24 protein-coding genes, 1 pseudogene, 1 riboswitch and 1 other annotated feature are annotated in these 23,420 nt (G+C 36.3%); of the genes and pseudogenes, 18 read left to right on the top strand and 7 right to left on the bottom strand.

Annotated elements, in window-relative coordinates; genetic code table 11:
• Positions 1-40: 40 nt before the first annotated feature.
• The 3 genes from MKX39_RS15000 to MKX39_RS14990 form a co-directional block, all read right to left on the bottom strand.
• On the bottom strand, positions 41-526 hold the full coding sequence (locus MKX39_RS15000) for a hypothetical protein (protein WP_340770129.1): 486 nt from the start codon (positions 524-526) through the stop codon (positions 41-43).
• Positions 527-633: 107 nt separating this feature from the next.
• A complete protein-coding gene (locus MKX39_RS14995; RefSeq protein ID WP_340770127.1) occupies positions 634-882 on the bottom strand; it encodes a hypothetical protein in 249 nt (82 codons plus the stop codon).
• 216 nt (positions 883-1,098) lie between these two features.
• Entirely contained in the window at positions 1,099-2,229 is a 1,131-nt protein-coding gene (locus MKX39_RS14990) for a serine hydrolase domain-containing protein (protein ID WP_340770125.1), read from the bottom strand.
• A gap of 376 nt (positions 2,230-2,605) precedes the next feature.
• Here MKX39_RS14990 and MKX39_RS14985 point away from each other — a divergent pair, with 376 nt between their 5' ends.
• From MKX39_RS14985 to MKX39_RS14960, 6 genes are all read left to right on the top strand, one after another.
• The gene (locus MKX39_RS14985; RefSeq protein ID WP_340770122.1) at positions 2,606-3,304 is read left to right on the top strand and encodes a Type 1 glutamine amidotransferase-like domain-containing protein; all 699 of its coding nucleotides are present in this window, start codon (positions 2,606-2,608) and stop codon (positions 3,302-3,304) included.
• A 63-nt stretch (positions 3,305-3,367) separates the two neighbouring features.
• A complete protein-coding gene (locus MKX39_RS14980) occupies positions 3,368-3,847 on the top strand; it encodes a hypothetical protein (RefSeq protein ID WP_340770118.1) in 480 nt (159 codons plus the stop codon).
• A 141-nt stretch (positions 3,848-3,988) separates the two neighbouring features.
• The gene (locus MKX39_RS14975; RefSeq protein WP_340770116.1) at positions 3,989-4,663 is read left to right on the top strand and encodes an HAD family hydrolase; all 675 of its coding nucleotides are present in this window, start codon (positions 3,989-3,991) and stop codon (positions 4,661-4,663) included.
• A gap of 51 nt (positions 4,664-4,714) precedes the next feature.
• Positions 4,715-5,128 carry a DUF5412 family protein gene (locus MKX39_RS14970; RefSeq protein WP_340770113.1) on the top strand — a complete coding sequence of 138 codons (414 nt, stop codon included), beginning with the start codon at positions 4,715-4,717 and terminating at the stop codon, positions 5,126-5,128.
• A gap of 59 nt (positions 5,129-5,187) precedes the next feature.
• The gene (locus tag MKX39_RS14965) at positions 5,188-5,667 is read left to right on the top strand and encodes a hypothetical protein (protein ID WP_340770111.1); all 480 of its coding nucleotides are present in this window, start codon (positions 5,188-5,190) and stop codon (positions 5,665-5,667) included.
• An 89-nt stretch (positions 5,668-5,756) separates the two neighbouring features.
• Entirely contained in the window at positions 5,757-6,398 is a 642-nt protein-coding gene (locus MKX39_RS14960) for an NUDIX hydrolase (RefSeq protein ID WP_340770110.1), read from the top strand.
• A gap of 16 nt (positions 6,399-6,414) precedes the next feature.
• Here MKX39_RS14960 and MKX39_RS14955 read toward each other — a convergent pair whose 3' ends face one another.
• The 3 genes from MKX39_RS14955 to ypfJ form a co-directional block, all read right to left on the bottom strand.
• Entirely contained in the window at positions 6,415-6,981 is a 567-nt protein-coding gene (locus MKX39_RS14955; protein WP_340770107.1) for a 3D domain-containing protein, read from the bottom strand.
• Positions 6,982-7,310: 329 nt separating this feature from the next.
• On the bottom strand, positions 7,311-8,153 hold the full coding sequence (gene dapF, locus MKX39_RS14950) for a diaminopimelate epimerase (protein WP_340770106.1): 843 nt from the start codon (positions 8,151-8,153) through the stop codon (positions 7,311-7,313).
• Between the two features lie 72 nt (positions 8,154-8,225).
• Positions 8,226-9,074 (bottom strand): KPN_02809 family neutral zinc metallopeptidase, encoded by an 849-nt coding sequence (gene ypfJ / locus MKX39_RS14945; protein WP_340763390.1) that lies wholly within the window; start codon positions 9,072-9,074, stop codon positions 8,226-8,228.
• Positions 9,075-9,195: 121 nt separating this feature from the next.
• Here ypfJ and MKX39_RS14940 point away from each other — a divergent pair, with 121 nt between their 5' ends.
• From MKX39_RS14940 to MKX39_RS14895, 11 genes and pseudogenes are all read left to right on the top strand, one after another.
• Positions 9,196-10,227 carry a S66 family peptidase gene (locus MKX39_RS14940; RefSeq protein WP_340770104.1) on the top strand — a complete coding sequence of 344 codons (1,032 nt, stop codon included), beginning with the start codon at positions 9,196-9,198 and terminating at the stop codon, positions 10,225-10,227.
• Between the two features lie 3 nt (positions 10,228-10,230).
• On the top strand, positions 10,231-11,319 hold the full coding sequence (locus tag MKX39_RS14935) for an NAD(P)/FAD-dependent oxidoreductase (RefSeq protein ID WP_340770101.1): 1,089 nt from the start codon (positions 10,231-10,233) through the stop codon (positions 11,317-11,319).
• A 57-nt stretch (positions 11,320-11,376) separates the two neighbouring features.
• Positions 11,377-11,715 (top strand): annotated as a pseudogene (locus MKX39_RS22355) (PAS domain S-box protein); the annotation flags it as partial.
• Positions 11,716-11,760: 45 nt separating this feature from the next.
• The gene (locus MKX39_RS22350; RefSeq protein ID WP_411747672.1) at positions 11,761-12,252 is read left to right on the top strand and encodes a methyl-accepting chemotaxis protein; all 492 of its coding nucleotides are present in this window, start codon (positions 11,761-11,763) and stop codon (positions 12,250-12,252) included.
• Between the two features lie 65 nt (positions 12,253-12,317).
• Positions 12,318-12,608: a hypothetical protein gene (locus tag MKX39_RS14925; protein ID WP_093538125.1), complete on the top strand. Its 291-nt coding sequence runs from the start codon at positions 12,318-12,320 to the stop codon at positions 12,606-12,608.
• Positions 12,609-12,722: 114 nt separating this feature from the next.
• A riboswitch (purine riboswitch) is annotated at positions 12,723-12,824 on the top strand.
• Positions 12,825-12,972: 148 nt separating this feature from the next.
• Positions 12,973-13,560: a xanthine phosphoribosyltransferase gene (locus MKX39_RS14920; protein ID WP_340770096.1), complete on the top strand. Its 588-nt coding sequence runs from the start codon at positions 12,973-12,975 to the stop codon at positions 13,558-13,560.
• Positions 13,557-14,831: a nucleobase:cation symporter-2 family protein gene (locus tag MKX39_RS14915; RefSeq protein WP_340763384.1), complete on the top strand. Its 1,275-nt coding sequence runs from the start codon at positions 13,557-13,559 to the stop codon at positions 14,829-14,831. The genes MKX39_RS14920 and MKX39_RS14915 overlap by 4 nt, the downstream gene beginning before the upstream one ends.
• 104 nt (positions 14,832-14,935) lie before the next feature.
• Entirely contained in the window at positions 14,936-15,904 is a 969-nt protein-coding gene (gene uvsE, locus MKX39_RS14910; RefSeq protein WP_340770092.1) for a UV DNA damage repair endonuclease UvsE, read from the top strand.
• A gap of 63 nt (positions 15,905-15,967) precedes the next feature.
• The gene (locus tag MKX39_RS14905) at positions 15,968-16,408 is read left to right on the top strand and encodes a cell wall hydrolase (RefSeq protein WP_340763379.1); all 441 of its coding nucleotides are present in this window, start codon (positions 15,968-15,970) and stop codon (positions 16,406-16,408) included.
• Positions 16,409-16,669: 261 nt separating this feature from the next.
• Positions 16,670-17,944, top strand: coding sequence for an MDR family MFS transporter (locus MKX39_RS14900; RefSeq protein WP_093538130.1), 1,275 nt, complete (start codon positions 16,670-16,672; stop codon positions 17,942-17,944).
• Positions 17,945-18,344: 400 nt separating this feature from the next.
• Positions 18,345-19,322: a GNAT family N-acetyltransferase gene (locus MKX39_RS14895; protein ID WP_340770090.1), complete on the top strand. Its 978-nt coding sequence runs from the start codon at positions 18,345-18,347 to the stop codon at positions 19,320-19,322.
• 176 nt (positions 19,323-19,498) lie between these two features.
• On the opposite strand, the gene MKX39_RS14890 is transcribed toward MKX39_RS14895, so the two are convergent.
• Positions 19,499-20,866, bottom strand: coding sequence for an aspartate kinase (locus MKX39_RS14890; RefSeq protein WP_340770088.1), 1,368 nt, complete (start codon positions 20,864-20,866; stop codon positions 19,499-19,501).
• Positions 20,867-21,242: 376 nt separating this feature from the next.
• Positions 21,243-21,475, top strand: a binding site (T-box leader).
• 115 nt (positions 21,476-21,590) lie between these two features.
• Here MKX39_RS14890 and serA point away from each other — a divergent pair.
• Entirely contained in the window at positions 21,591-23,177 is a 1,587-nt protein-coding gene (gene serA, locus MKX39_RS14885; RefSeq protein WP_340770086.1) for a phosphoglycerate dehydrogenase, read from the top strand.
• Positions 23,178-23,420: the final 243 nt, after the last annotated feature.

Below are 23,420 nucleotides of genomic sequence, written 5' to 3'. Positions count from 1 at the left end.
AGATTTTAATTTTCATGGGAGTTGAACAAGAGTGTAGTAGCTATTTCAACTTTTTCATCGAAACCGATTTATCTGGGAAGTGTAACAGTATATTTCCTCCTGATGAAAAAACGACTTCACATGATAATGTTGATTCGTTAATTGGTAATAATTCTTCATACAACCAGTCATCTATTTCACGATTGTAAATAGGTTTATCATTATCATAATTCAAGTGTTGAAATTGAAAGAAAGAGACATTTTCAAAACTCAATATCCAAACATCGTCACTGGAAACAGTGAAGTGAATGTTTGAGTGAAGGAGACTTTTATGTTCAATTTCCATTTTTATAAGTCTATAATCGTGAAACCCCCAAGAGTTAAAACGATTAAAAATATCTTGAGGCAATCTATCAGATAATGTATTAAATACCTCTTTGTATTTTTTTGCATTTTCCATCCATTGATTATCTAATTTATCCAATTCCTCATCATTCGTGCCATCCATATTTTGAGCTAAATGCAATTCATATAATAAATACTTCATTTTTAAAGCCCCTTTCTTTTCAGTGTTTTTTCAACTAAACTGCGGCTTTAGTTCAATAAGAAAAAACTCCTTCTAGAAGTAAAGCACCCGTTAGTTAAACAAACAATCTAACCTAAATATACAATTTCACCATTTTCTTTTTTTGCACGAATCGTAATTTTACCGACACATTGCTCAGGGTTTTTATAACCAGTTTCGACTTCTTCAAATAACGTAGATAATAGAACTTCTAATTCACCTAGTGTTGTATCTTTAGAAAGTTTATGTATACCCATTAGTTCAACACCTTTAAAAGCGTCTTCTGTGCCTTGAACTTCAATTGCTCCAAATGCTTTAACTTCAATTTCTAATTTCATATGTATTACCTCCTTTTAAATAAAATACATTTACAAATTAACTTTAAAATTGTTTCACTAACCTGCCACTTTAGTTCGCTAAGAAAAAAGGCTCTACTCCTTCTTGAAGTAAAGCACCCGTTAGTGGAATAAGAATCAGCTTTTCTTAGCTGGTTTAATCGAAAGAAAACGGTCATTATTTGTATTCAGTCGAGTATAAATTTTTACATTCTTATGTTAGGAATCAATGAATACGTCTATAACCTTGTCACAAATATCATGATGAGCGGTCCCGTCAAAATTGAGTAAGACAACCACCCCCAAGTTAAGTTCAGGAACCATTGTCATCAGAGACCTTACAGCCATTTGACCGCCTCCATGTTCTACAACTTTGAACCCTCTATACACGTCAGTAAACCATGCAAGTCCGTAGCTTCTGACTTCACTTCCGAACCGCCATTCCTCACTGACAGGATGAATAGGATTCTGCATTTCCTCGATTAAATCTGTACGTAAAATATTCGGCTCTTTATTTAAGTGAAATGCTAAATATTTTCCTAAATCATTTGCCGATGAATACAAATAACCAATTGGAGCTGAAATTGAATTTTTTGGAAAAGGTGTTTCTATTTTATTTTCGCCCAAGTAATATCTTGCACTATTTAAATCTCCTTCAACTGCATCTGAATCGCTAGTTGTCCGTTCCATATTTAAGGGAGTAAGGGTTTCATTTCTAAGATAGTTTTCCCAATTGGAACCTGTCACTTTTTCGAACAAATCTGCCAATATCACATACGAATCTGTACAATAATTCCATCCCTCTCCCACTGGATACTCCAATTCAACTTTTTGGAACCATTTCGTTACATCTTCTCTGCTTTGTACACTTCTAATCTCATCATCTGTTAGATTGTAATAGTCTAATGCTTCTTGAAACTCAGTAGGTGTTTCAGAAAAAATTTCTCTTACATTCGGAGCTATCATATTTGCAATCCCTAAATTAGACGGAAAACCAGCCGTATGAGATAAGAGATGCCGTATCGTGATTGTATCACTTTGTTGTTTATTTTTGGTTCTGAAGTATGGCAAATATTTAACAACTGTATCATCCAATGAAATCAGGTTCTTTTCAACAAGTTGCATTATTGAAAGTGCCATAAAATTCTTTGAAATACTTTGAATGCTCATTAATGTATCTCCATCAATTGGTTGGCTTAAAGGCTGAATCTGTGAGTATCCAAAACCTCTAGAGTAAATAATGTCTGAGTCTTTTACAATTGTGACGCTCAACCCAACTCCCTGATGGTCATTTAAAATTTCATTGATATAATCAGTTATCTGGTTGAACTTTTCGTTTAAATGCCTCATGTTAACCCCCATTATTAATTTACTTAATTATGCTTGAAATAATTTTATTATTGTTATTGCTTTTCAACTACCTGCTTATTTACTTTAATACGGTTGACACTAATAGAGGTTCCAATTTATAGAGAATTTTGCACTTAAGATTATTTAACCCTAATTTTCTTATTCAACTAAACTGCTGCGTTAGTTTAAGTGAACGCTTTCACAATCTAACATTTATATTAACATAGGTATCAGAACGGGAAACCCATTCCTTCATTAAAATCAATCCGAGCCCTTAATATAGCCTTTTTGTACTTTAGGTGCCGGTATTGAAGAAGGGATTATCTATTATTTGTAGAACTAATTACTATTACTTTTTTCTGAAAGGAGCATGTGGATGAGACAAATAATTGCTCTTGGTGGTGGTGGCTTTTCGATGGAACCAGAAAATCCCTTGTTAGATTTGTATATATTGGCACAAGCAAAGAAAGTTAATCCGCGAATTTGCTTTTTCCCTACTGCAAGTGGGGATTCTGAAAGTTATATATCAAGGTATTATAACTTTTTTAACCAACAAGATTGTAAACCATCCCATTTATCATTATTTGCACCTCCAACAAGGGATCTGGAGAGTTTTATTTTAGAGAAAGACATACTTTATGTTGGTGGAGGAAATACTAAAAACCTTTTAGCTTTGTGGAAAGAATGGAGTTTAGACGACATTTTAAGAAAAGCGTGGAATCAAGGCGTTATTTTGGCAGGGTTAAGTGCAGGTTCCATTTGTTGGTTTGAAGAAGGGATTACTGACTCGTATGGGGATGGACTTGAACCAATAAAATGTTTGGGTTTTTTAAACGGGAGTAATTGTCCGCATTACGATGGAGAAATAGAAAGAAGAGCTGCATACCACAAACTTATGGAATCAAAAAAAATAAAATCAGGCATTGCGACAGATGATGGGGTTGCTATTCATTACATGGAACAAGGAATTAGTAAAATAGTAAGCTCTCGGCCTAACGCTAAGGCGTATAGTGTTTCCTTCGAAACTAAGGTTATAGAGACAGAACTTCAAACAGAATTTTTAGGCTCTTATTGAAATACCGCCGTGCTTTACCAGAACAAGGCTGTAATGAATTGGCTAACAGACGGAGGAATTCAATTGAAAAAATGTATACTGCTAATTTTATTTAGCTTCACCTTAATCTTATCTGCTTGTTCTCAAGCTGAAGAGGACACACAGGAATATTTAGGGGTTATTGGTGAAGGAAAAGCTTTTGGTTATGAGTACACCGTAACAAAAGAACAAAACAATAAATTTTCTTGGAAGATTGGATACAAAGGAGATATATCTATTATTAAAGAGAGTGATGCCAATAAAAAAGATTTAATAAATTTTATGTATGCTGTAAATGATAGTAAATTAGTATTAGTAAAACTAATTACATCGTTATCATACTTTTTAATCGTTATTATCACAACGGTTATCCTCTTTAAGAAAGACAGAAAAATACTTAAAGATAGCGGAATTATTATATCTATATTTGCTGGTATTGCAATATATATTGCCTTCCAAGCATCATTTGATTTAATTAGTTTATTACAAAATACAAAGTACTATTACTTGACACTAACTAATTGAGCTATTGGTTGCTTTATTTCAAGAAGAGTAAAGCCTTTTCTTGTTGAACTACCGGCGAAGTTTAGTTCAACAGGAATTTAATAGTCATTCTGTATCAATTTGGTAGCTATTCTATTATGGAAAGAAGGAAGGAAGGAAATAATGGTACAATCACTGATTTTTGATATGGATGGAACTCTATTTCAAACAGATAAAATTTTAGAAATATCTCTAGATGATACATTTAATCATTTACGGTCATTAAATAAATGGGATACAGTAACCCCTATTGATAAATATCGTGAAATTATGGGCGTACCCTTACCAAAAGTATGGGAAGCTTTGTTAACCAATCACTCCAAGGTAGACAGAGAACAGACTGATGCCTACTTTCTGGAAATGTTAGTTAAAAACATAAGAAGTGGAAAAGGGGCTTTATATCCTAATGTAAAAGAAGTTTTCAGTTATTTAAAAGAGAATAATTGTTCCATTTACATAGCGAGTAATGGGTTAACAGAGTACTTAAAAGCAATAGTAAATTATTATAATTTAGATAATTGGGTTACTGAAACTTTTAGTATTCAACAAATACAGTCGCTAGATAAAGGAGATTTAGTTAAAGCAATTTTAAAGAAATATGATATAAAAAAAGCAGCAGTAATCGGAGACCGTCTTTCTGATATAAATGCGGCTAAGGATAATGGTTTAATTGCAATTGGATGTAATTTCGATTTTGCACAAGAAGATGAGCTCGCGCATGCTGATCTGGTAATAGATGACTTAATGGAAATAATAACAATTTTACCTAAAATAAAACACTCACATCTGCAGAACTAGGAAATTCAAACTTATGAAGTGTGAATTACGTCCTCAAAGTAGGTGAAATATTTGTATAGAATCATTAATATTAATGATTTTAGGAAGGCGATGATTAAAATGACTAAGCTAACAAAGATTGTATTATTGCTATTTTCAATCATTATGTTGTTTAGCATCTTATTTTTGAATCGTGTATTAAACCCAACGTTAAGTAGTATTCAAGTGAATGAGAAAAACCAAGAAGGAATTTATATTTCACCAGATGGGGAGAAAAGTATAACTGTTTATTTTAACGGTGGGCTACTATTCCATAATGACGTAACCTATGTGGGGGTATTAGAAGATTTTAATACGGGTTTGCGAAAGAACATTTTTCATGAGATGCCAAGTGTTAAAGAAGTTCGATGGATAAATAATGGAACAATTGATGTTAATGGTATAGAAATTGCTATTGATGATACCTATGATTTTAGGAATGAATAATGAATTTGGGGAGAGATTGTATAAATGCTATTTTCACTCCGGTCTAAAGGAATTTTTTTATGCAAAAGAAAATAATAATGTGGATTGCCATTCCACTTTTATTAGTAGGGTCTGTAATAGTTAACTGGAACTATATTTCCAAATCTATTGAATGGAAATTGAATTGGGGATTTGCGGCACCTATAACAAGTAAGATAGAAACAGTATTTCATACAAGGAATGGGTTTCCAAATGAGGGGGAAACCTTTCATGTCCTTAAGTATAGGTCTATTGAAAAGAAATTAAAGGAGAAAGATGGTTGGATTCCTATTAACGAAGAATCCTTTGATACTGTTTCAAGACACCTTAAAACATTTCAAAAAGATGTGGTTAGTATCAATAAGGATAAGCAGAACCTGAATGTGTTATTTCAAGAGAATCCCGTGACTTACGATAATAATGATAAATACTTTTATAAACTAGAGGAAGATAATAGCTATATCCTTGTAATTTCAAATGTGAAAGAACAAAAACTATTTGTAATGGAATGGATTCAATAGTTGCATATAAAAATCTTGTTCAATTTTGTTGGATAAATTGACTAATTTCTTAAAGCTGATTGAAAATAAATAAATGATGAGGGATTCAGATGGAGCAGGAGTTACTAAAGGTATTTGATGATAAGCATAACCCAATAGGAGTGAAGTCCCGAGAGGAAATCCATCGACTCGGTTTATGGCATGAAACATTTCAATGTTGGTTCATTGGTAACCATGAAGGAAAACAATATGTTTACTTACAATTACGCAGTAACTTAAAGAAGGATTATCCAGGCTTATTGGATATTACTGCCGCAGGTCATTTGTTGGAAAGTGAAACTGTCTTTGATGGAATACGCGAGGTAAAAGAGGAACTTGGAATCGATGTCGTTTTTGAGGAATTGTATTCACTGGGTGTGCTGAAGTATTCAGTTACAACGGCTGATTTAATAGATAATGAGCTAGCACATGTATTTATATATGATTGTTCACTGGAATGGGACCAATTTACGTTACAGGCAGAGGAAGTATCTGGGATTGTGCGAGTCGAGATTTCTCAATTTGTAAGCTTATGGAAGGGTGAAGTAGAGGAACTAGAAATCATTGGATTCAGAGTAGAAGACGATGGAACAACAAGCCCGATTCGTGAAATAGTTGGAAAGACAAATTTTGTTCCACATGCGCAATCGTACTATGAAGAAATATGCAGTGCAATAATATTTGTTACATCAAAAAACCAACTTTCTAGTTGAAAGTTGGTTGTATATTTTATTCTAAGATTTTAACATTTACATTTTTACGTCCCCATTTATAGGCTTCGCTTTTGGAGGAAAAAAACACGTCAATTTTATTTCCTTTGATCGCACTTCCTATATCACCAGCTACTGCATATCCATAACCTTCCACATAAACCTTAGTTCCTAATGGAATTACTTTTGGATCAACTGCGATAACTTTTACATCGGGATTACGTTTGAGGTTAATACCTGTGCTAGTAACACCAGAGCAACCGTTACAGTTTGCTGTGAATGCACTTGCAGAAACTACAATCTCCTTTACTACATTATCATCTGTAGATCTAGACGGGTTTTTCTTTTTCTTTGCTGCAGTTGCCGTTTTTGCTGAAGTTTTTAATTTTTGATTGAGCTTAATCGTATCGGATTTTAAATTATTCAAAGATTTTAAGGTGGATACAGACACTTTGTGTGTTTTAGCAATTTTAAACAAAGTATCTCCTTTTTGAACCGTATAAGTTGAAGATGCGGCTAGGCTTATGCTTGACCCGCTAACCAATAGTAGAATTGTGATGATGAGTGTCCCAAGAATTCTTCTCAAATACTCTACCCCTTGCTATTTAGTCTAAGCATATCTTACCAATACATTATTACGAGAATATTACGACAATTTGGCATTATCATGACAATTATAAATAATATTACAGATATATATCACTAGATTATAGTCTATTAAATAGACTGGTGATTTATACCAATAAGATAGAAGATAGCCCATAAACTTCGCAATAAAGCCCTTAAAACGGTATCAAGAGCCCATAAAAACAAAAAACAGTCTATAAACTCACAAACATAGGCCATAAACTCACTTCACAACGAAAAGGCCTCACTAGTTTTTCACTAGCGAAGCCTTTATTCCATCCATTATAGTTACACTAGAATCTCTCCATCAAACACACTTACTGCAGGTCCCGTCATGAATACTCCTTCATCGGTGTAACGGATTACTAAATCCCCACCTAAAAGTTTTACAGTAATATTGGAATCTTTATCACAGTATCCATTTAAGACTGCCGCTACAACTGCCGCGCAAGCGCCGGTTCCACACGCAAGTGTTTCTCCACTGCCACGTTCCCATACGCGCATATGGAGGGTGATACGGTCCTTAACTACGATAAATTCTGTATTTACACTCTCCGGAAAAAATGAATGATGTTCAAATTTTGGTCCAATAACTGGTAAGTCTACTAACATCGGGTCTTCCACGAATACAACACAATGAGGGTTCCCCATAGATATGGTTGTTATGTGGTAGGATATGTCCTCCACTTGCAAGGGGAAGTTTATTAATGGATTTTCTTCTTTCGATTGAACTGGTATAAAAGCTGGTTCTAAAATAGCTTTGCCCATATCCACTTTAGCAGTAGTCATTTTGCCATTTTCCATAAAAAGTTCTATCGTTTTAATCCCACTAAGTGTCTCAATCTTTAACACTTCTTTTGCAACGATATTATTGTCATACACGTATTTGGCAACACAACGAATAGCATTTCCGCACATTTTACCTTCACTGCCATCTATATTGAACATGCGCATCTTAGCATCAGCTTCATCGGAAGGGCATATTAATACAATCCCATCTCCACCAATACCAAAATGGCGATCTGATATTTGCTGGCTTAGTGTACTAGGATCATCTATAGTATGCTCAAAACAATTAATATAAATATAATCATTTCCGCAGCCATGCATTTTTGTAAAAGGTATCTTCATTTTCAATGTAACTCCTTTGTCACAATCTTCTTATTTATCCCATTATAGCATAGGGATAAGCAAGGGAATATGTTATGGAGTTTTGCTATTAAACGTGTCTCCACCCTGGATTGTGCCGTTTTCATACCCTTTGTAAAACCAACTCTTACGTTGTTCAGATGTACCATGTGTGAAACTTTCGGGAACGACATAGCCCATTGCTTGTTTTTGGAGTGTGTCATCACCAACAGCACTTGCAGCGGTCAGTGCCTCATCTAAATCCCCTTCTTCTAAATAGCCCATTCCTTGTGCATGCTTCGCCCATACTCCAGAGAAATAATCAGCTTGAAGCTCAAAGCGGACAAGGTATTTATTGAATTCTTCTTCACTTAGCTTCTGCTGTAGAGGCATTACTTGTTCGGTTGTCCCGAGTAAAGTTTGCACATGGTGGCCAACTTCATGTGCAATTACATAAGCCATGGCAAAATCTCCTGGGGCATTGAACTTCGTTTGTAATTCCTGATAGAAGCTTAAGTCGATATATAATTTCTGGTCACCAGGACAGTAAAAAGGTCCGACGGATGCTCCAGCTGCACCACATGCAGAATTGACACTATCCGTATATAACACTAAAGTCGGCTCCACGTATTCCATACCGTTTTCTTTAAATATTTCTGCCCATACCTTTTCCGTATCAGCTAGAACAACGGAAACGAATTCAGATAGCTCTTTTTCTTGTTCTGATTCCTCATAGGGTACACTGCTCGACTGGTCTGCTGTTCCAAGATTACCAATCAGATCATCTGGGTTTCCACCAAGTAACGTAATGATAATTACAATGATTAGTCCGATTCCTCCGCCTACTCCGGCAATGGCCTTACCGCCACCTTTTCCTCTGCGGTCTTCTACGTTGGAACTACCGGCTCTACCTTTCCATTTCATGTTGCCCACATCCTTCTCTATTGCAGATTATATGTATATTGTTTTTATACCCAAAAATTTTCATATTAGTCATTCATGAAGGATAGATTCCTTTATAATGAATTAAAAAGGGGGATTAATCATGCTGAAAAAACCAAAAATGCTAAAATCGGGAGACAAGGTGGCGACTATTAGTTTGTCGTGGGGTGGCGCTGGTGAACCTGATCTTCGATGGAGGTATGAACAAGGAATAGATAGATTGCGTAATGTGTTTGGCTTGGAAGTGGTGGCGATGCCAAATAGTTTAAAGGGTGGAGACTATTTATATGAAAACCCACAAGCACGTGCAGAAGATTTAATGAATGCATTCAAGGATCCTACTATTAAAGGTATCTTTTCTAATATTGGGGGCAGTGAAAGTATTCGACTATTACCTTATATTGATTTCGATGTAATTCGAGATAATCCTAAGGTTTTTATCGGCTATTCGGACTCTACTGTCACGCATCTATTTTGTCACAAAGCAGGGATATCCTCCTTTTACGGACCAGCTATATTGACGGATTTCGCGGAAAATGTAGAGATGCATGAATATACGGTAGAAGCATTGAAGAAGGCATTGTTTACAGCAAGTGCAATAGGTGAGGTAAAACCTGCAACTGAGTGGACAAGTGAAAGATTGGAATGGATTATCGAAAACAAAGATAAAGAACGGAAAATGAATACAAATAAAGGCTATGAATTATTACAAGGTTCTGGAATAGCACAAGGTAGATTAATCGGAGGATGTATCGAAGTATTAGAATTTGCTAAAGGTACATCACTTTGGCCAGCAAAAGAATATTGGAAAGACAGTATATTATTTTTTGAAACGTCTGAGGAGTTACCAACACCTGGTAATATAGAATATTGGTTACGTAATTATGGCACTCAGGGAATCCTTCAGCAAGCAAAGGGGATAATTTTTGGTAAGCCTCAAAATGAGAAGTACTATGAAGAATATAAGGAGTCCATTCGAGTAATCATGAAAGAACTTTCTTTAGAAAATTTACCAGTTTTATATAATTTAAACTTCGGTCACACAGAACCTAAATTTGTACTACCATATGGCGCAATGGCAGAGATTAATTGTGAAAATAGGACGTTTTCCATTTTAGATAGTGGAGTGGAGTAATTGATGTCATCTTATATTATTGTCGGAGGAGGAATTCTAGGAGCATCGACCGCTTATCATCTTGCTAAGCGAGATGTGAAAGTCACCCTTATCGATCGTCACGATAAAGGGCAGGCATCGGCAGCCGCTGCTGGGATAATTTGCCCTTGGATTTCTCAACGAAGAAATAAAAAGTGGTACGCATTAGTAAAAAATGGAGCAAGCTACTATAAACAACTTGTAGAAGAATTAGAATCTCTCGGTGAATCATCCACAGGTTATAAGCGGGTAGGTGCTATTGCACTTCAAAACGATCCGAAAAAACTACAGAAAATGTTAGAACGTGCTCTAGAAAAAAGAATTGATGCGCCAGAAATAGGTGAATTGAAAATATTATCACCAGAAGAAACGAAAGTACGATTTCCTCTAATTTCAGAAGACTTCACTTCCTTGTACGTGGAAGGAGCTGCACGAGTGGATGGTAGTGCAATGCGTGATGCATTAATAAATGCAGCTAAAAAGCTTGGAGCAGTAGTGATTAACGGTGATGCTACATTTTCGGATGGTGTTTTGCTAGTGAATGGTCACTCAATGGAGGCAGATGCAATCGTGTTAACTGCAGGTGCATGGGGCAATGAGTTACCACAGGAGCTTGGTGTTGATATGAAAGTTAGTTTTCAAAAAGCCCAAATCATGCATTTCCAAGTGAATGAGTTGGAAACTGGAGAATGGCCGGTGGTATTACCCCCAACGAATCAGTATTTATTAACATTTGATAATGGTAAGGTTGTGGCTGGATCTACGTATGAAGAAAATACCGGTTATGATACTAGCGTGACGGAGGCTGGTAAGAATGAGCTTATAGAAAGTGCTGTTAGTATCGCTAGTTCATTAAGAAGTGCGGAAATTTCAGAAGTTCGAGTAGGATTTAGACCATACACGCCAGAATTTCTTCCGGTAATTGGAAAAATGCCTGGTTATAAGTCCATTTACTTCTCCAATGGGTTAGGGGCATCTGGTTTAACCGCAGGGCCGTTTGTTGGCTCTGAGTTAGCTAGATTAATCTTAGGAGAAGAGACTATTTTAGATCTAACTGATTATGCACCAATGTAAAGATTAATATGGGGGTTGGGGATTGTGAATTATTCACAAACAGAAGAAGTAAATGATATGACCGTGGTAGAGGCTTTAGAAAAGAATTTAGCTATTATCCGATTTGATTTAGACCGTCGTGTTGCGTATGTAAATGAAAATTTTGCAAAAGAGATTGGCTACTCCGTTAGCGAACTAATGGGAAAACAGCATAAAGAGCTATGTTTTCCCACATTTACAAAAAGTCCAGAATACGAAAAACTTTGGAAAGATTTGATGTCTGGAAATACGCTTCAGGATAAAGTAGAGCGTAAAAGTAAACTGGGTAATAGTGTTATGCTAGAAGCTACTTATATGCCAATAATCGGATCTACTGGAAAGGTTTTAGGGGTAACTAAAGTTGCAACGAATGTAACAAAACGCCATGAAATATTGTTAAGCGTGACAGAAGAACTGAAAGAAATGTCCATGGAATTGAGTACGCGTGCAGAAGTTGGCACTAATAGAAGTGAGGAACTGCTGCAGCGAATAGATGAAATTGCAACTGGCTCCAAAGAAAATACTGCTTCTTTGCAGAGCCTCCAAGGACAAGCAGATTCGATTCGAGGAATTGTACAAACCATTCGAGAGATAGCTGCTCAAACGAATTTACTTGCATTAAACGCTGCAATAGAAGCAGCGAGGGCAGGAGAGCACGGACGTGGGTTTAATGTAGTGGCCCAGGAGGTGCGTAAATTAGCTGGCAGAGTGGAGAATTCTATCGTCGAAGTACGTGAAAATATTGAAGGAATTGCGAAGCAAGTGGAAAAAGTAACGACTAGTAATAGCAATTCCCAGACAAGTATCGAAAAAAGTCAGAAAGAAATACGTTCTGCTTTGGAAGAGTTCAAGGATATTTCATCAGCAGCAATCAAATTAGAAAGCCAAGCAGCAGAATTTGTGAAGCTGATTTAAAGTTGTAAAATGTATATTCTTACCTCAATCATGCTAAAATAGGTGAGGTATAGGAGGTGCAACAGATGAGTAAATATCTTATAAGCTATATTGAGATAGAACGACAAATAGATTTTTATTATCAAATGAAGCAGATTGAAAAGAAGTTCGAACTTCAGTTAACAGTAGATGGGTTCATATCTGATCGTCATCAGTTTATGTTACAACATGTATACGATGTATCTCATAAACCATTCTCGTTTGGAGGCGGCCTATTATACCTTCATACAAACCAAGGCGTTTTTCCTTTCCAAATTCAAGAAAATCCATCAACATTTATACAAGGTTTTAAGTCATTGAAAACTGAACACTCCTGAACATCTACGATTTCATAAAACGTGGGTGTTTTTTTGATATCCCGACTGAATTTTATGAATCATTGAACATTTTGAAGGGCAATTGAAAATGGGGATAAGCATGCTATAATGAGAAATATTCAAATAATAAGAACTCGTATAATAGCAGGGATATGGCCTGCAAGTTTCTACCAGCTTACCGTAAACAAGCTGACTATGGGTGGCGATGAAGTACTTAGTTTATGGCATTTTTGTCATAGTCTATTTTATTTCTATTCGACTTTTTTAGCTCGAATGACATTGCTCCACTCCATAATTGAGTGGTTGCAATATCATTCGGGCTTTTTGTTTGTCCAAATTAAAAATAGAGAGGGAATGTTTAATTATGAAATTATTACAAGAGGAAATTATTAAAAATGGTAAAGTATTATCAGGAAATGTATTAAAGGTGGATACTTTTTTAAATCATCAAATAGATCCTGTGCTAATGCAATCAATAGGAAATGAATTTGCTGCACGTTATAAAGATGCTGGAATTACTAAAATACTAACGATTGAATCTTCTGGTATTGCTCCTTCTATGTTTGCTGGACTTACACTAGGTGTGCCTGTAGTATTCGCGAGAAAACGTAAATCACTTACTCTATCAGACAACTTATTTACTTCTAAGGTGCACTCATTTACTAAAGGGGAAACAAATGATATTTCTGTTTCAAAAGATTTTATAAGCAAGGAAGACACGGTATTGATCATTGATGACTTCTTAGCGAATGGACAAGCGGCATTAGGGCTTTTAGAAATTTTAGATCAAGCAGAAGCAAATACTGCAGGTGTTGGAATAGTAATAGAAAAAGGCTTTCAGCCAGGAGGAAAGCTAATTCGTGACAAAGGTATCCGAGTAGATTCACTAGCTAATATTAAATCATTGGCAAATGGTAAAGTTGAGTTTTTTGAGGAGGAAACTGTAAGATGAATAGCGCCTTAAAAAATACTGCGCTCGGAATTCAGCATGTCCTTGCAATGTACGCAGGAGCGGTAATTGTACCCTTAATAGTTGGAGGAGCAATAGGTCTTACAACAGAACAGCTTACATATTTAGTAGCAATTGATATATTAATGTGTGGTGTGGCAACTATCTTACAGGTTATGAGTAATCGCTTTTTTGGAATCGGACTTCCTGTAGTCTTAGGATGTACGTTTACAGCAGTTGGACCAATGATTGCTATAGGTGGGGATTATGGGGTTTCCGCTATTTATGGAGCAATTATTGTTTCTGGGGTAGTCGTTATATTAATAAGTGGCTTTTTTGGGAAGCTTGTGAAGTTTTTCCCACCAGTTGTAACAGGCTCTGTAGTAACGATTATTGGGATTACGTTAATACCCGTTGCGATTAATAATATGGGCGGTGGTCAAGGAGCAGCTGATTTTGGTTCCTTGCCGAATATTCTATTAGCCTTTGGAACTCTACTATTTATCGTATTGTTATACCGATTCTCTTCAGGCTTTATAAAAGCTATCTCTATATTAATAGGTATTGTAGGCGGAACGATTGCAGCGGCATTTATGGGAAAAGTAGACTTTTCTCCAGTGCGAGATTCAGATTTTTTCCATATGATTCAACCTTTTTACTTTGGTACACCTACTTTTGAAATCTCTCCTATTATTACAATGACGTTAGTAGCCATCGTATCGTTAGTTGAATCGACAGGTGTGTACTTTGCTTTAGGGGATATGCTTGGTAAAAAGATAGAAAAAGAGGATTTAACTAAAGGTTATCGTGCGGAAGGGATCGCTGTAGTATTAGGTGGTATTTTCAACTCATTCCCTTATACTACGTTTTCTCAAAACGTTGGGCTAATGCAAATCTCTGGGGTGAAAACGAAAACGGTTATTTATATAACTGGGGTAATGCTAATTGTACTTGGTTTCATCCCAAAGATTGCTGCACTAACAACAATCATTCCCGCGTCTGTGTTAGGTGGAGCGATGATTGCTATGTTCGGGATGATTGTGGCACAAGGGATTAAAATGTTAAGTAAAGTCGTATCTGATACAGAAGATAATTCAATGATTATTGCATGTTCTATTGGTATAGGACTTGGAGTAACAGTCGTTCCTGAATTATTTGCGGAATTACCAACGAGCATGAAAATCTTGACGAGCAATGGGATTGTGGCAGGGAGTATAACTGCAATTGTTTTAAATATTGTGTTTAACATGATTCCAAGAAAGAAAATTTCATAACTTTTGAGAGACTGCGAGGGAGATAATCCTTCGTAGTTTTTATTTTCTTGGAAATAGTCTACTTCCTAGTTATTTTCTCCATACTAAGGGGGGAGGTGATAAAAATGACAATTGTACGTCTCGGGTATGTTGCGATGAGCATGGAACTAAAAAATGCTTCCCCATCTAAAACAATGACGTTTACCCAATTTCAAAAGTATAGGGATCGGGAAGCAGCAATCTACAAACTAGAACAAATTGCCCTAGCTAATTTAGAAAATACACATAGAATTCTTAAGCATAATCGTTTTAGTGAAATTCATTTTTATCGCTTATCTTCTCGACTCATTCCTTTAGCCAACCATGAAGAACTTCCTGATTGGAATTATATGATACCTTCGGTAAAAGATAAGCTACAAGTGATAGGCGAGTTTACAAATAAACACAATATGAGAATTGATTTTCATGCAGACCATTTTGTAATCTTGAATTCCTCTAAACCAGAAGTGTTTAATAATTCATTAAAGACTTTAGAAATGCATTATTCGATATTAAAGGAAATGCAAATAGATCCTACTCATCGCTGTGTGCTTCATGTTGGTGGTAATTATAAGGATACAGAAAAATCACTGGAGCGTTTTGTGGAAACTTGGAATGACGTTCCGAACCCCATTCAGAAGATGATTATTCTGGAGAATGATGATACTTCTTTTACATTCGACGACACTCTTTATTTGTGCGAAAAGTTAGGAGTTCCACTTGTATTTGATTTTCACCACCATCTTGTGCATCATCGTAATAATAATTGGGAAGATAATTGGAATCGCGTAGTTGCAACATGGGATGACTCGCCCCTACCCATCAAAATGCATATCTCAAGTCCTAAAAGTGAGACGGCATTCCGTCATCATTCCGATTATGTGGATGTGGATATGTTTTTCCGTTTTTTAAATGTCATCAAAGGAACAGTTCCTCAAATTGATTGTATGATTGAGGCGAAAAAGAAGGATGAAGCCTTATTTTACTTAATGGATGTGATTGGTAAGAGAGAAGATGTCGAGATTATTGATGGATCTTCTTTTTATTTAAAGTAATAGACAAGCATAGAAAGACACCAATAATGGGTTTTTTTCATACTATACTGTGGGGTGAAAAAAATGCCAAGAATAGCTTACCGAAGTAAAGACGTGGATTTAATGGCAAGGATGATGAGAGCAGAAGCCGAAGCAGAAGGACAGCAAGGAATGTTATATGTTGGAAATGTAATTGTTAATCGTGCTATCGCAGATTGTTTAGACTTTAGAGATGTAAGAACAATCGAAGATGTTATTTTTCAGATACAAGGAGGAAATTATTCTTTTGAAGCTGTTCAAAAGGGTAATTTGTTTTATGAAAGAGCAAGATCTGTTGAAAAAAAATTAGCAAAACAGACTTTGGATTATTGGAGAGACCATCCAGCAAAATTTGCTCTTTGGTATTTTAATCCCTATGGTCCATGTCCGCCAACATGGTACGATCAACCTTTTACAGGTCAATTTAAACAACATTGTTTTTATGAACCAGCAGCTGGGACATGTGAAAGTGTTTATAGGGGATAGAAATAAGAACCTTACTACATTGTGGGATGTGGTAAGGCTTTTTTATGGGCTATTTGCGAAACATTAAGGGCTATATTGGTCTTTGAGCCCATTACTGAAACATAAGGGCTATATGAGAAAATTTAAGGGCTATATTAGCTGTTCAATGGGCTTTTTCAGAAATAGTTAATCGTGGTTTAGCTCTTTTAAAATAACTATTTCGAAAAGCGAAGTAATGTGGTAGTATAGTCTAATCTAAACTATGAGTTGTGGGGATATAGAATGAGAATAAGAGATTGGGATCGTAGTTTACAGGTCCGTTTGTTTGGGGAGTTTTTTAGTAATTTAAGCTTTTGGATGGTATTTCCCTTTTTAGCTATTTATTTTGCTGATGAATTTGGCACGAGTATGGCAGGGGTTTTACTAGTTGCATCGCAAGTTTTTTCAGTAGGAGCTAATTTGGTAGGGGGCTATTGTGCGGATAGATTTGGTCGCCGGACAATGCTGTTTTTCTCAGCAATAGCAGAAGGGGTGGCATTCATATTATTTGCGTTTGCGAACTCCCCCTGGTTAGATTCACCGATGCTAAGCTTTGTAGCCTTTACGATTGCGGGGATGGCAGGGTCGTTATATCATCCTGCAAGTCAAGCTATTGTCGCGGATGTTGTGCCGGAAAAAGACCGAAGCACTGTATTTTCGGTGTTCTATACATCTATAAATATTTCGGTAGTAATTGGTCCAATAGTTGGGGCGGTATTATTCTTTAATCACCGTTTTATACTTTTATTAGTTTCGGGAATTATTTTCTGTATCGTTGGTTTGGCAATTAGATTTTTAACGGAAGAAACTTTGCCCGACGATATGAAGGCTAAGATGGCGAGCGGGTCGAATAATTGGACTCAGGTGATTGTTACTCAGGTTAAAACTTACGGATTAATCGTAAAGGATAAGGTTTTCTTCTTATTCGTTATAGCAGGTATTTTACTAGGACAAACCTATATGCAATTGGATATGCTGATACCAGTTTATATGAAAGAGGTTATCGACAAGCAAGTGCTTGGTACTCTTTTTAATAGGGAATGGTCTGTAACAGGAGAAGGCTCGTTTGGTATTCTTCTTTCCGAAAACGGATTATTAGTAGTACTGTTTACGGTAATTGTTACAAGGTGGATGACAAAATATCCGGAGAAGTGGGTGTTTTTTCTATCTTCGTTTTTATACGCAGTGGCAATGATTATATTCCCGATGACAGCGAACTTCTGGGTTTTCTTAATAGCGATGGCAATCTTTACTTTAGGAGAATTAGCAACAGTTGGATTACAGGAAAGCTTTGTGTCCAAATTAGCTCCTGACGATATGAGGGGACAATATTTTGCGGCGGCAAGTCTCCGCTATACTATTGGTAGAACAATTGCACCCTTAGTATTTCCGCTAGTAGCTTGGATTGGGTTTACGTGGACATTCGCGATACTTGCAGCTTTAGCTTTACTGAGTGGATTCATCTATTTGCTGATGTTCAAAGAATACAACAAACGAAAAAAAGAAATAGCTGGATAAATTGGACAAGGGGCGCTCTCATAATGAGAACACCCCTTGATTTTGTATAGGTATAACATAACTTTTGAATTTTAAAATTTTCATCCCGAAAAGCTCGGGGAATAATTTCCATGAAAGAAACCTTTCAATGCCGCGGTAAATTGTTCCACTGGTTGCCTTCTAACCTAAGCAACGTAAACCCTACCTTCTTTTACGTCCTTGCGACCCTATAGCCGCTCCAGTGTGAATAAGTATTATCAAAAACACATATAGCAGAATGCCAATATCGAAAAACTATGTCGTACCAAATGTTAACTAAGGTATTATCTCACACATGAAAATAATTGTCAAACATGATTAAAACTAAGATGCTTGAATGATATACTATTTGTAACGAATAAGGTGTAAAGAGGGTGTAGAAATGGAACGTTGGGATATTATGAATGAGTTCAGAGAGAGTACGGGAAAGATTTGGATAAGAGGAAATGAGATGATGGAGGGTGACTTTCATCAAGTAGTTCATGTATGGATCATGAATGAAAAAGGTCAATTTCTTATTCAACAGCGTCAGCCGTGGAAAAAAGGGTGGCCAAGTATGTGGGATTGTGCTGCAGCAGGGGCTGTTCTTGTAGGAGAAACTAGTGAAATGGGTGCTATTCGTGAAACGAAAGAAGAATTAGGCATTGAGTTGCAAATGGAACACGCAGAGCTGATATTCACTGTAAAGTTTTCTCGTGGTTTTGATGACCATTGGCTAGTCAAACAAGAAATAGAGGCGGATCTATTAAATTTACAATACGAAGAGGTAGCGGATGCTAAATGGGCATCAATCGATGAAATATATGAACTGGTTAAAAGTGGAGATTTTATCCCCTATCATCTTTTAGAAGCGCTTTTTGAAATAAGTAAGTCTTCTATTTCTCTAAGGAAAGCTAGTTTATCAGACGCTTCTGAACTATTTACATTACAAAAAAAAGTGTTTCAACCTATCTATGAAAAATACCAAGACCATGATACTAGTCCTGTTTTCCAGACGTTTGAAAGGTTTAATGAACGGTTACAGACAGGGGACTATTTTAAAATCTTAAAAGATGAATTGTTGGTAGGGAGTGTTCATGTATATCCGAAGTCGCCAGGGGTGATGAGATTACACATGATTAATATTCTCGAGGAATTTCAAGGGAAAGGTATAGCCCAAGAAGTCATGAGCCGTATTGAGGGCATGTATCCACATGCGATAAAGTGGGAACTAGATACAATTAAGCAAGAACAAAGAAATTGTTACTTATATGAGAAAATGGGCTATGTGAAGACTGGTGATGAATGGAAGGTAAATGAGCAGATGACCCTCATTCACTATATGAAAACGAATGGTTTAAACCAGTTAATATCATTTTAATAAGTGTATTAAGTTATATATACCGGTAAAAAGGGATGCTAGTTAATTGTGGTGGATATCACAATTAACTAGCATCCCTAAAAATTTACTCAGTAACTATATAGCAAAACGTCTATTCAAAGTGTCCTTCGAAGAGGTTTTAATCTAAAAGGACCCATGTCATTTTTATCCGCTATTCAATAACCAACTGTTACTGCTGAGAAAAATTCATTGTATAATGCACGCAGAATTTTGTTCTCACTACTTTCTTGAACACCAAATGACAGACTGACCTCAGAAGATCCTTGGTTAATCATTTCAATATTTGCTCCAGTATTTGCAATAGCGGATGCAGCACGTGCTGCCAGTCCTGTACTATTGTTCATACCTTCTCCTACAATTACAATCATGGAAAAATGATGGCGGAAGTGGACATCATCTGCTTTAAGTTCGTTCAATACTCGACTCATAATACGTGCTTCTTTCTCTGGGTCAAGTTGATGACTACGTACAATAACAGAAATATCGTCTAATCCAGATGGTGTGTGTTCATAAGAAATATGCTCTTCTTCTAAAATTTGAAGCAGCTTACGACCAAATCCGATTTCTCGGTTCATCAAATACTTACTTACATATAAAATAGAAAAACCGTTATCAGCGGAAATTCCAGTTACTGGGCGCTTGTTGTTTTTACGTTTAGCTACTATTTTCGTTCCAGGAGCTGATGGGTTATTTGTATTTTTAATACATACTGGAATGCCACTTTTAAATACAGGCATTAATGCTTCATCATGAAAAACAGAGAAGCCAGCGTAGGAAAGCTCTCGCATTTCACGGTATGTGATTTCTTCAATTTCAGCAGGATGGTTCACTACTTTAGGATTAGCGCAAAACACAGAATCGACATCCGTAAAGTTTTCGTATAAATCGGCTTTCACTGCTGCTGCAAGGATAGAACCGGTGATATCAGATCCACCACGATCGAATGTGCGCAGAGTGCCATTAGGTGTAAACCCAAAAAAGCCGGGGAATACAACAACGCCAGAAAGGTGGTTTAGTGCATATAGATTGTCATATGCCTGTGGTAACGCTTGTGCTCGTTCAGGAAGATCATTTACAAGCAACCCTGCAGTCCTCGGGTTAATATATTGAGAATCGAGACCAATGCTAGTGAAATAAGCGGAAATTAGTTTTGCATTATTATCTTCTCCACTTGCTTTAATATTGTCTACAAATAATTCAAGAATACTTTGGTCTTTGTTAATACGTGAACGTAGGTCCTCTTCAATAACGTTACAAATTGTATCATCTAGTTCTAGGCCTTGTGCGATTTCTTTATAGCGATCCAAGACTTTGAATAGTTTTTCTTCTACTTCTTCTTTATGTATAGCAGCGATTGCCAATTCAATTAGTAAGTCCGTTACTTTTTTATCGGTATCGTAGCGTTTACCTGGTGCAGATACAACAATGAATTTTCGAGATGGATCTGCTTTAACTATTGCAGCTACTTTTTTAATTTGGATTGCACTTGCAACAGATGTTCCACCAAATTTACTTACTTTCATCTAATCAAATCCTTATAATTTAATGTTATTGTACTCACAGGAAAAACAAATGGTTTTATACAGTGTACAAATTAAAATCTTTAAGGTCAATAACTTTATAGCTTTTTTAAAAATATATTTTTATATATACGAACTTTAATTGAATTAAAATAAAAAAAGTTCGTCTTTACATTTAAATTACATATATTAATTATATTTTTAATGATTATATCATTAGAACACGAATTAAAAATATTTTAAATATTTTTTTGGATTGTTAAACGGCATTATATCGATGTTTTTTTGACACAAATAAAAATGATAGCGTTTTCAAGTATTTTGACTATATTGACAATTAGTCTACTGGTGAGTATGATGAGTTTAATTCAATAAAGCGTAAACAATTTTGACGGAGATAGACTTTACAATTTGAGATCTTCAGAGAGCTGATGGTTGGTGTAAATCAGTGATTTTGTTTGTAGAGTAGCACTCTAGAATTGGTGGACTGAAAACAGAGGATTTAGGTTCATCCGTGAAATGCGCGTTAAGCATACTAATTGAGAATCTGCGAGATGATTGCAGTAAAATTTGGGTGGTACCGCGTGAGTGTATAAGCTCTTCGCCCCTTACATGTTTGTAGGGAGTGGAGGGCTTTTTTATGTTTTTAAAATAAGGAGGAGTACTGGTATTTCATTTGATGCTAAATAATCGTACAAAAATATAGTAATAAAAGGAGAAGATTCATATGACATTTAATATCTTAATCAGTGATCCACTAAGCGAAGATGGTATTTTCCCGTTAAGAAATGCAGAAGGATTTAATATCGTTGTTGATACTTCATTAACTCCAGAACAACTTGGCGAAAAAATTGGTGGGTTTGATGCATTGTTAGTTCGTAGCCAAACACAGGTTACTCGAGAAATTATTGAAAAAGGAACTAATTTGAAAATTATTGGTCGTGCAGGAGTTGGGGTGGATAACATCGACTTAACTGCTGCAACAGAGCGTGGGATCATCGTTGTTAATGCTCCTGATGGAAATACGAACTCAGCTGCAGAACATTCTATTGCTATGCTTATGTCGCTTGCGCGCAATATCCCACAAGCCTTCCATTCCTTGAAAAATAAAAAGTGGGATCGCAAAACTTTTATCGGCGTAGAAGTGAAGAACAAAACATTAGGTGTTCTAGGCTTCGGAAGAATTGGGCAGGAGGTTGCTTTCCGTGCAAAAGGGCAACGTATGAATGTTATTGCCTATGATCCATTTTTAACAGCTGAAAAAGCGGAGAAACTAGGAGTTCAGTTTGGTACAGTAGAAGAGGTGATCAAAGCGGCAGACTTTATAACAGTACATACGCCTCTATTGAAAGAAACTCGTCACTTAATAAATAAAGAAGCTTTTGAAAAAATGAAAGACGGGGTTCAAATTATTAACTGTGCTCGAGGTGGAATTATCGACGAAGATGCATTATATGATGCTATCATGTCAGGTAAAGTTGCAGGTGCTGCACTGGATGTATTTGAGGAAGAACCTTTTGTGGAGCATAAATTATTAACACTTCCACAGGTTATTGCAACACCCCATTTAGGTGCTAGTACGATAGAAGCACAAGAGATTGTAGCAATTGATGTGTCTTATGACGTTGTGAGCTTTTTACAAAATGGGACAGTAAAGAATCCTGTTAACCTTTCTTCTGTACCAAAGGATGTCCTAGCTAAAATTGAGCCATTCTTTAATCTAGCGGAGCAATTAGGTTCATTCCTAAGCGATCTTGCGGATGGAGTACCTGAGGAGGTCAATATTACTTATTCTGGGGAATTGGCAAATCTAGACACTCGTCCATTATCACGTAATGCTATAAAAGGTCTACTGAAAAGCAAATTAGGGGAATCAGTAAATGATGTAAATGCGAAATTCCTTGCAGACCGTTTGGGCATTACAGTAAACGAATTAAAAACTTCCAAGTCCAAAGGTTTTACAAGTTTAATAACGGTTGAAATGAAAACAGCGACTGGAACAAGAAAAGTAGCAGGCACATTATTAAATGGTCTAGGTGGCCGTATCGTACGTGTAGATGACTTTATCGTAGATGTAGTTCCATCTGGTTACTTATTATTCATCCGTCATAAAGACCAACCGGGTGCTATTGGTCGCGTAGGAACACTGCTTGCTTCGGAAGGTATCAATATCGCAGCGATGCAAGTGGGTCGTTCTGAAGTAGGTGGAGATGCGATTATGATGATTTCAATTGATAAGCATGTGGAAGAGTCAGGTGTTGAGCAGCTTAAGGCATTAGAAGATATCTTTGAAGCAACACCGATTGATCTATAAAATAAAAAGGTGGATTCACGACAATTAAATGTCGAGGATCCACCTTTTCTTAATAGAAGAAGAGTATAAAATTTAGTGCAGTGAGTTCATCTATCTAGGTATTATGAAGAATAAGATCTATACAATGATACTACTGATTTCCGTTTCAGGTGGAGAACAAAGGCTAAGTGCGCCACGTCCTGTGGCAATGCCTTTGTGACCAACCTCCTGTTGTCCTCCGCGGGCGAGGTCGAGCCTCCTCGT

This window comes from Psychrobacillus sp. FSL K6-1464, assembly GCF_038003145.1.
GTDB classification, from domain to species: Bacteria; Bacillota; Bacilli; order Bacillales_A; family Planococcaceae; genus Psychrobacillus; species Psychrobacillus psychrotolerans.
The sequence above is the reverse complement of the archived record's forward strand: the minus strand, read 5'-3'. Positions and strand labels throughout refer to the sequence as shown.

Excerpts from the sequence above, each read along its gene's own strand:
- MKX39_RS14900 (WP_093538130.1), top strand. The coding sequence starts at position 16,670 with ATGAGAATAAGAGATTGGGATCGTAGTTTACAGGTCCGTTTGTTTGGG.
- MKX39_RS14985 (WP_340770122.1), top strand. The coding sequence starts at position 2,606 with ATGAGACAAATAATTGCTCTTGGTGGTGGTGGCTTTTCGATGGAACCA.
- MKX39_RS14965 (WP_340770111.1), top strand. The coding sequence starts at position 5,188 with ATGCAAAAGAAAATAATAATGTGGATTGCCATTCCACTTTTATTAGTA.
- MKX39_RS14920 (WP_340770096.1), top strand. The coding sequence starts at position 12,973 with ATGAAATTATTACAAGAGGAAATTATTAAAAATGGTAAAGTATTATCA.
- MKX39_RS14915 (WP_340763384.1), top strand. The coding sequence starts at position 13,557 with ATGAATAGCGCCTTAAAAAATACTGCGCTCGGAATTCAGCATGTCCTT.
- dapF (WP_340770106.1), bottom strand. The coding sequence starts at position 8,153 with ATGAAGATACCTTTTACAAAAATGCATGGCTGCGGAAATGATTATATT.
- MKX39_RS14905 (WP_340763379.1), top strand. The coding sequence starts at position 15,968 with ATGCCAAGAATAGCTTACCGAAGTAAAGACGTGGATTTAATGGCAAGG.
- MKX39_RS14960 (WP_340770110.1), top strand. The coding sequence starts at position 5,757 with ATGGAGCAGGAGTTACTAAAGGTATTTGATGATAAGCATAACCCAATA.
- MKX39_RS14995 (WP_340770127.1), bottom strand. The coding sequence starts at position 882 with ATGAAATTAGAAATTGAAGTTAAAGCATTTGGAGCAATTGAAGTTCAA.
- MKX39_RS14940 (WP_340770104.1), top strand. The coding sequence starts at position 9,196 with ATGCTGAAAAAACCAAAAATGCTAAAATCGGGAGACAAGGTGGCGACT.
- MKX39_RS14895 (WP_340770090.1), top strand. The coding sequence starts at position 18,345 with ATGGAACGTTGGGATATTATGAATGAGTTCAGAGAGAGTACGGGAAAG.
- MKX39_RS14890 (WP_340770088.1), bottom strand. The coding sequence starts at position 20,866 with ATGAAAGTAAGTAAATTTGGTGGAACATCTGTTGCAAGTGCAATCCAA.
- ypfJ (WP_340763390.1), bottom strand. The coding sequence starts at position 9,074 with ATGAAATGGAAAGGTAGAGCCGGTAGTTCCAACGTAGAAGACCGCAGA.
- MKX39_RS14975 (WP_340770116.1), top strand. The coding sequence starts at position 3,989 with ATGGTACAATCACTGATTTTTGATATGGATGGAACTCTATTTCAAACA.
- MKX39_RS22350 (WP_411747672.1), top strand. The coding sequence starts at position 11,761 with ATGTCCATGGAATTGAGTACGCGTGCAGAAGTTGGCACTAATAGAAGT.
- MKX39_RS14925 (WP_093538125.1), top strand. The coding sequence starts at position 12,318 with ATGAGTAAATATCTTATAAGCTATATTGAGATAGAACGACAAATAGAT.
- MKX39_RS14990 (WP_340770125.1), bottom strand. The coding sequence starts at position 2,229 with ATGAGGCATTTAAACGAAAAGTTCAACCAGATAACTGATTATATCAAT.
- uvsE (WP_340770092.1), top strand. The coding sequence starts at position 14,936 with ATGACAATTGTACGTCTCGGGTATGTTGCGATGAGCATGGAACTAAAA.
- serA (WP_340770086.1), top strand. The coding sequence starts at position 21,591 with ATGACATTTAATATCTTAATCAGTGATCCACTAAGCGAAGATGGTATT.
- MKX39_RS15000 (WP_340770129.1), bottom strand. The coding sequence starts at position 526 with ATGAAGTATTTATTATATGAATTGCATTTAGCTCAAAATATGGATGGC.
- MKX39_RS14935 (WP_340770101.1), top strand. The coding sequence starts at position 10,231 with ATGTCATCTTATATTATTGTCGGAGGAGGAATTCTAGGAGCATCGACC.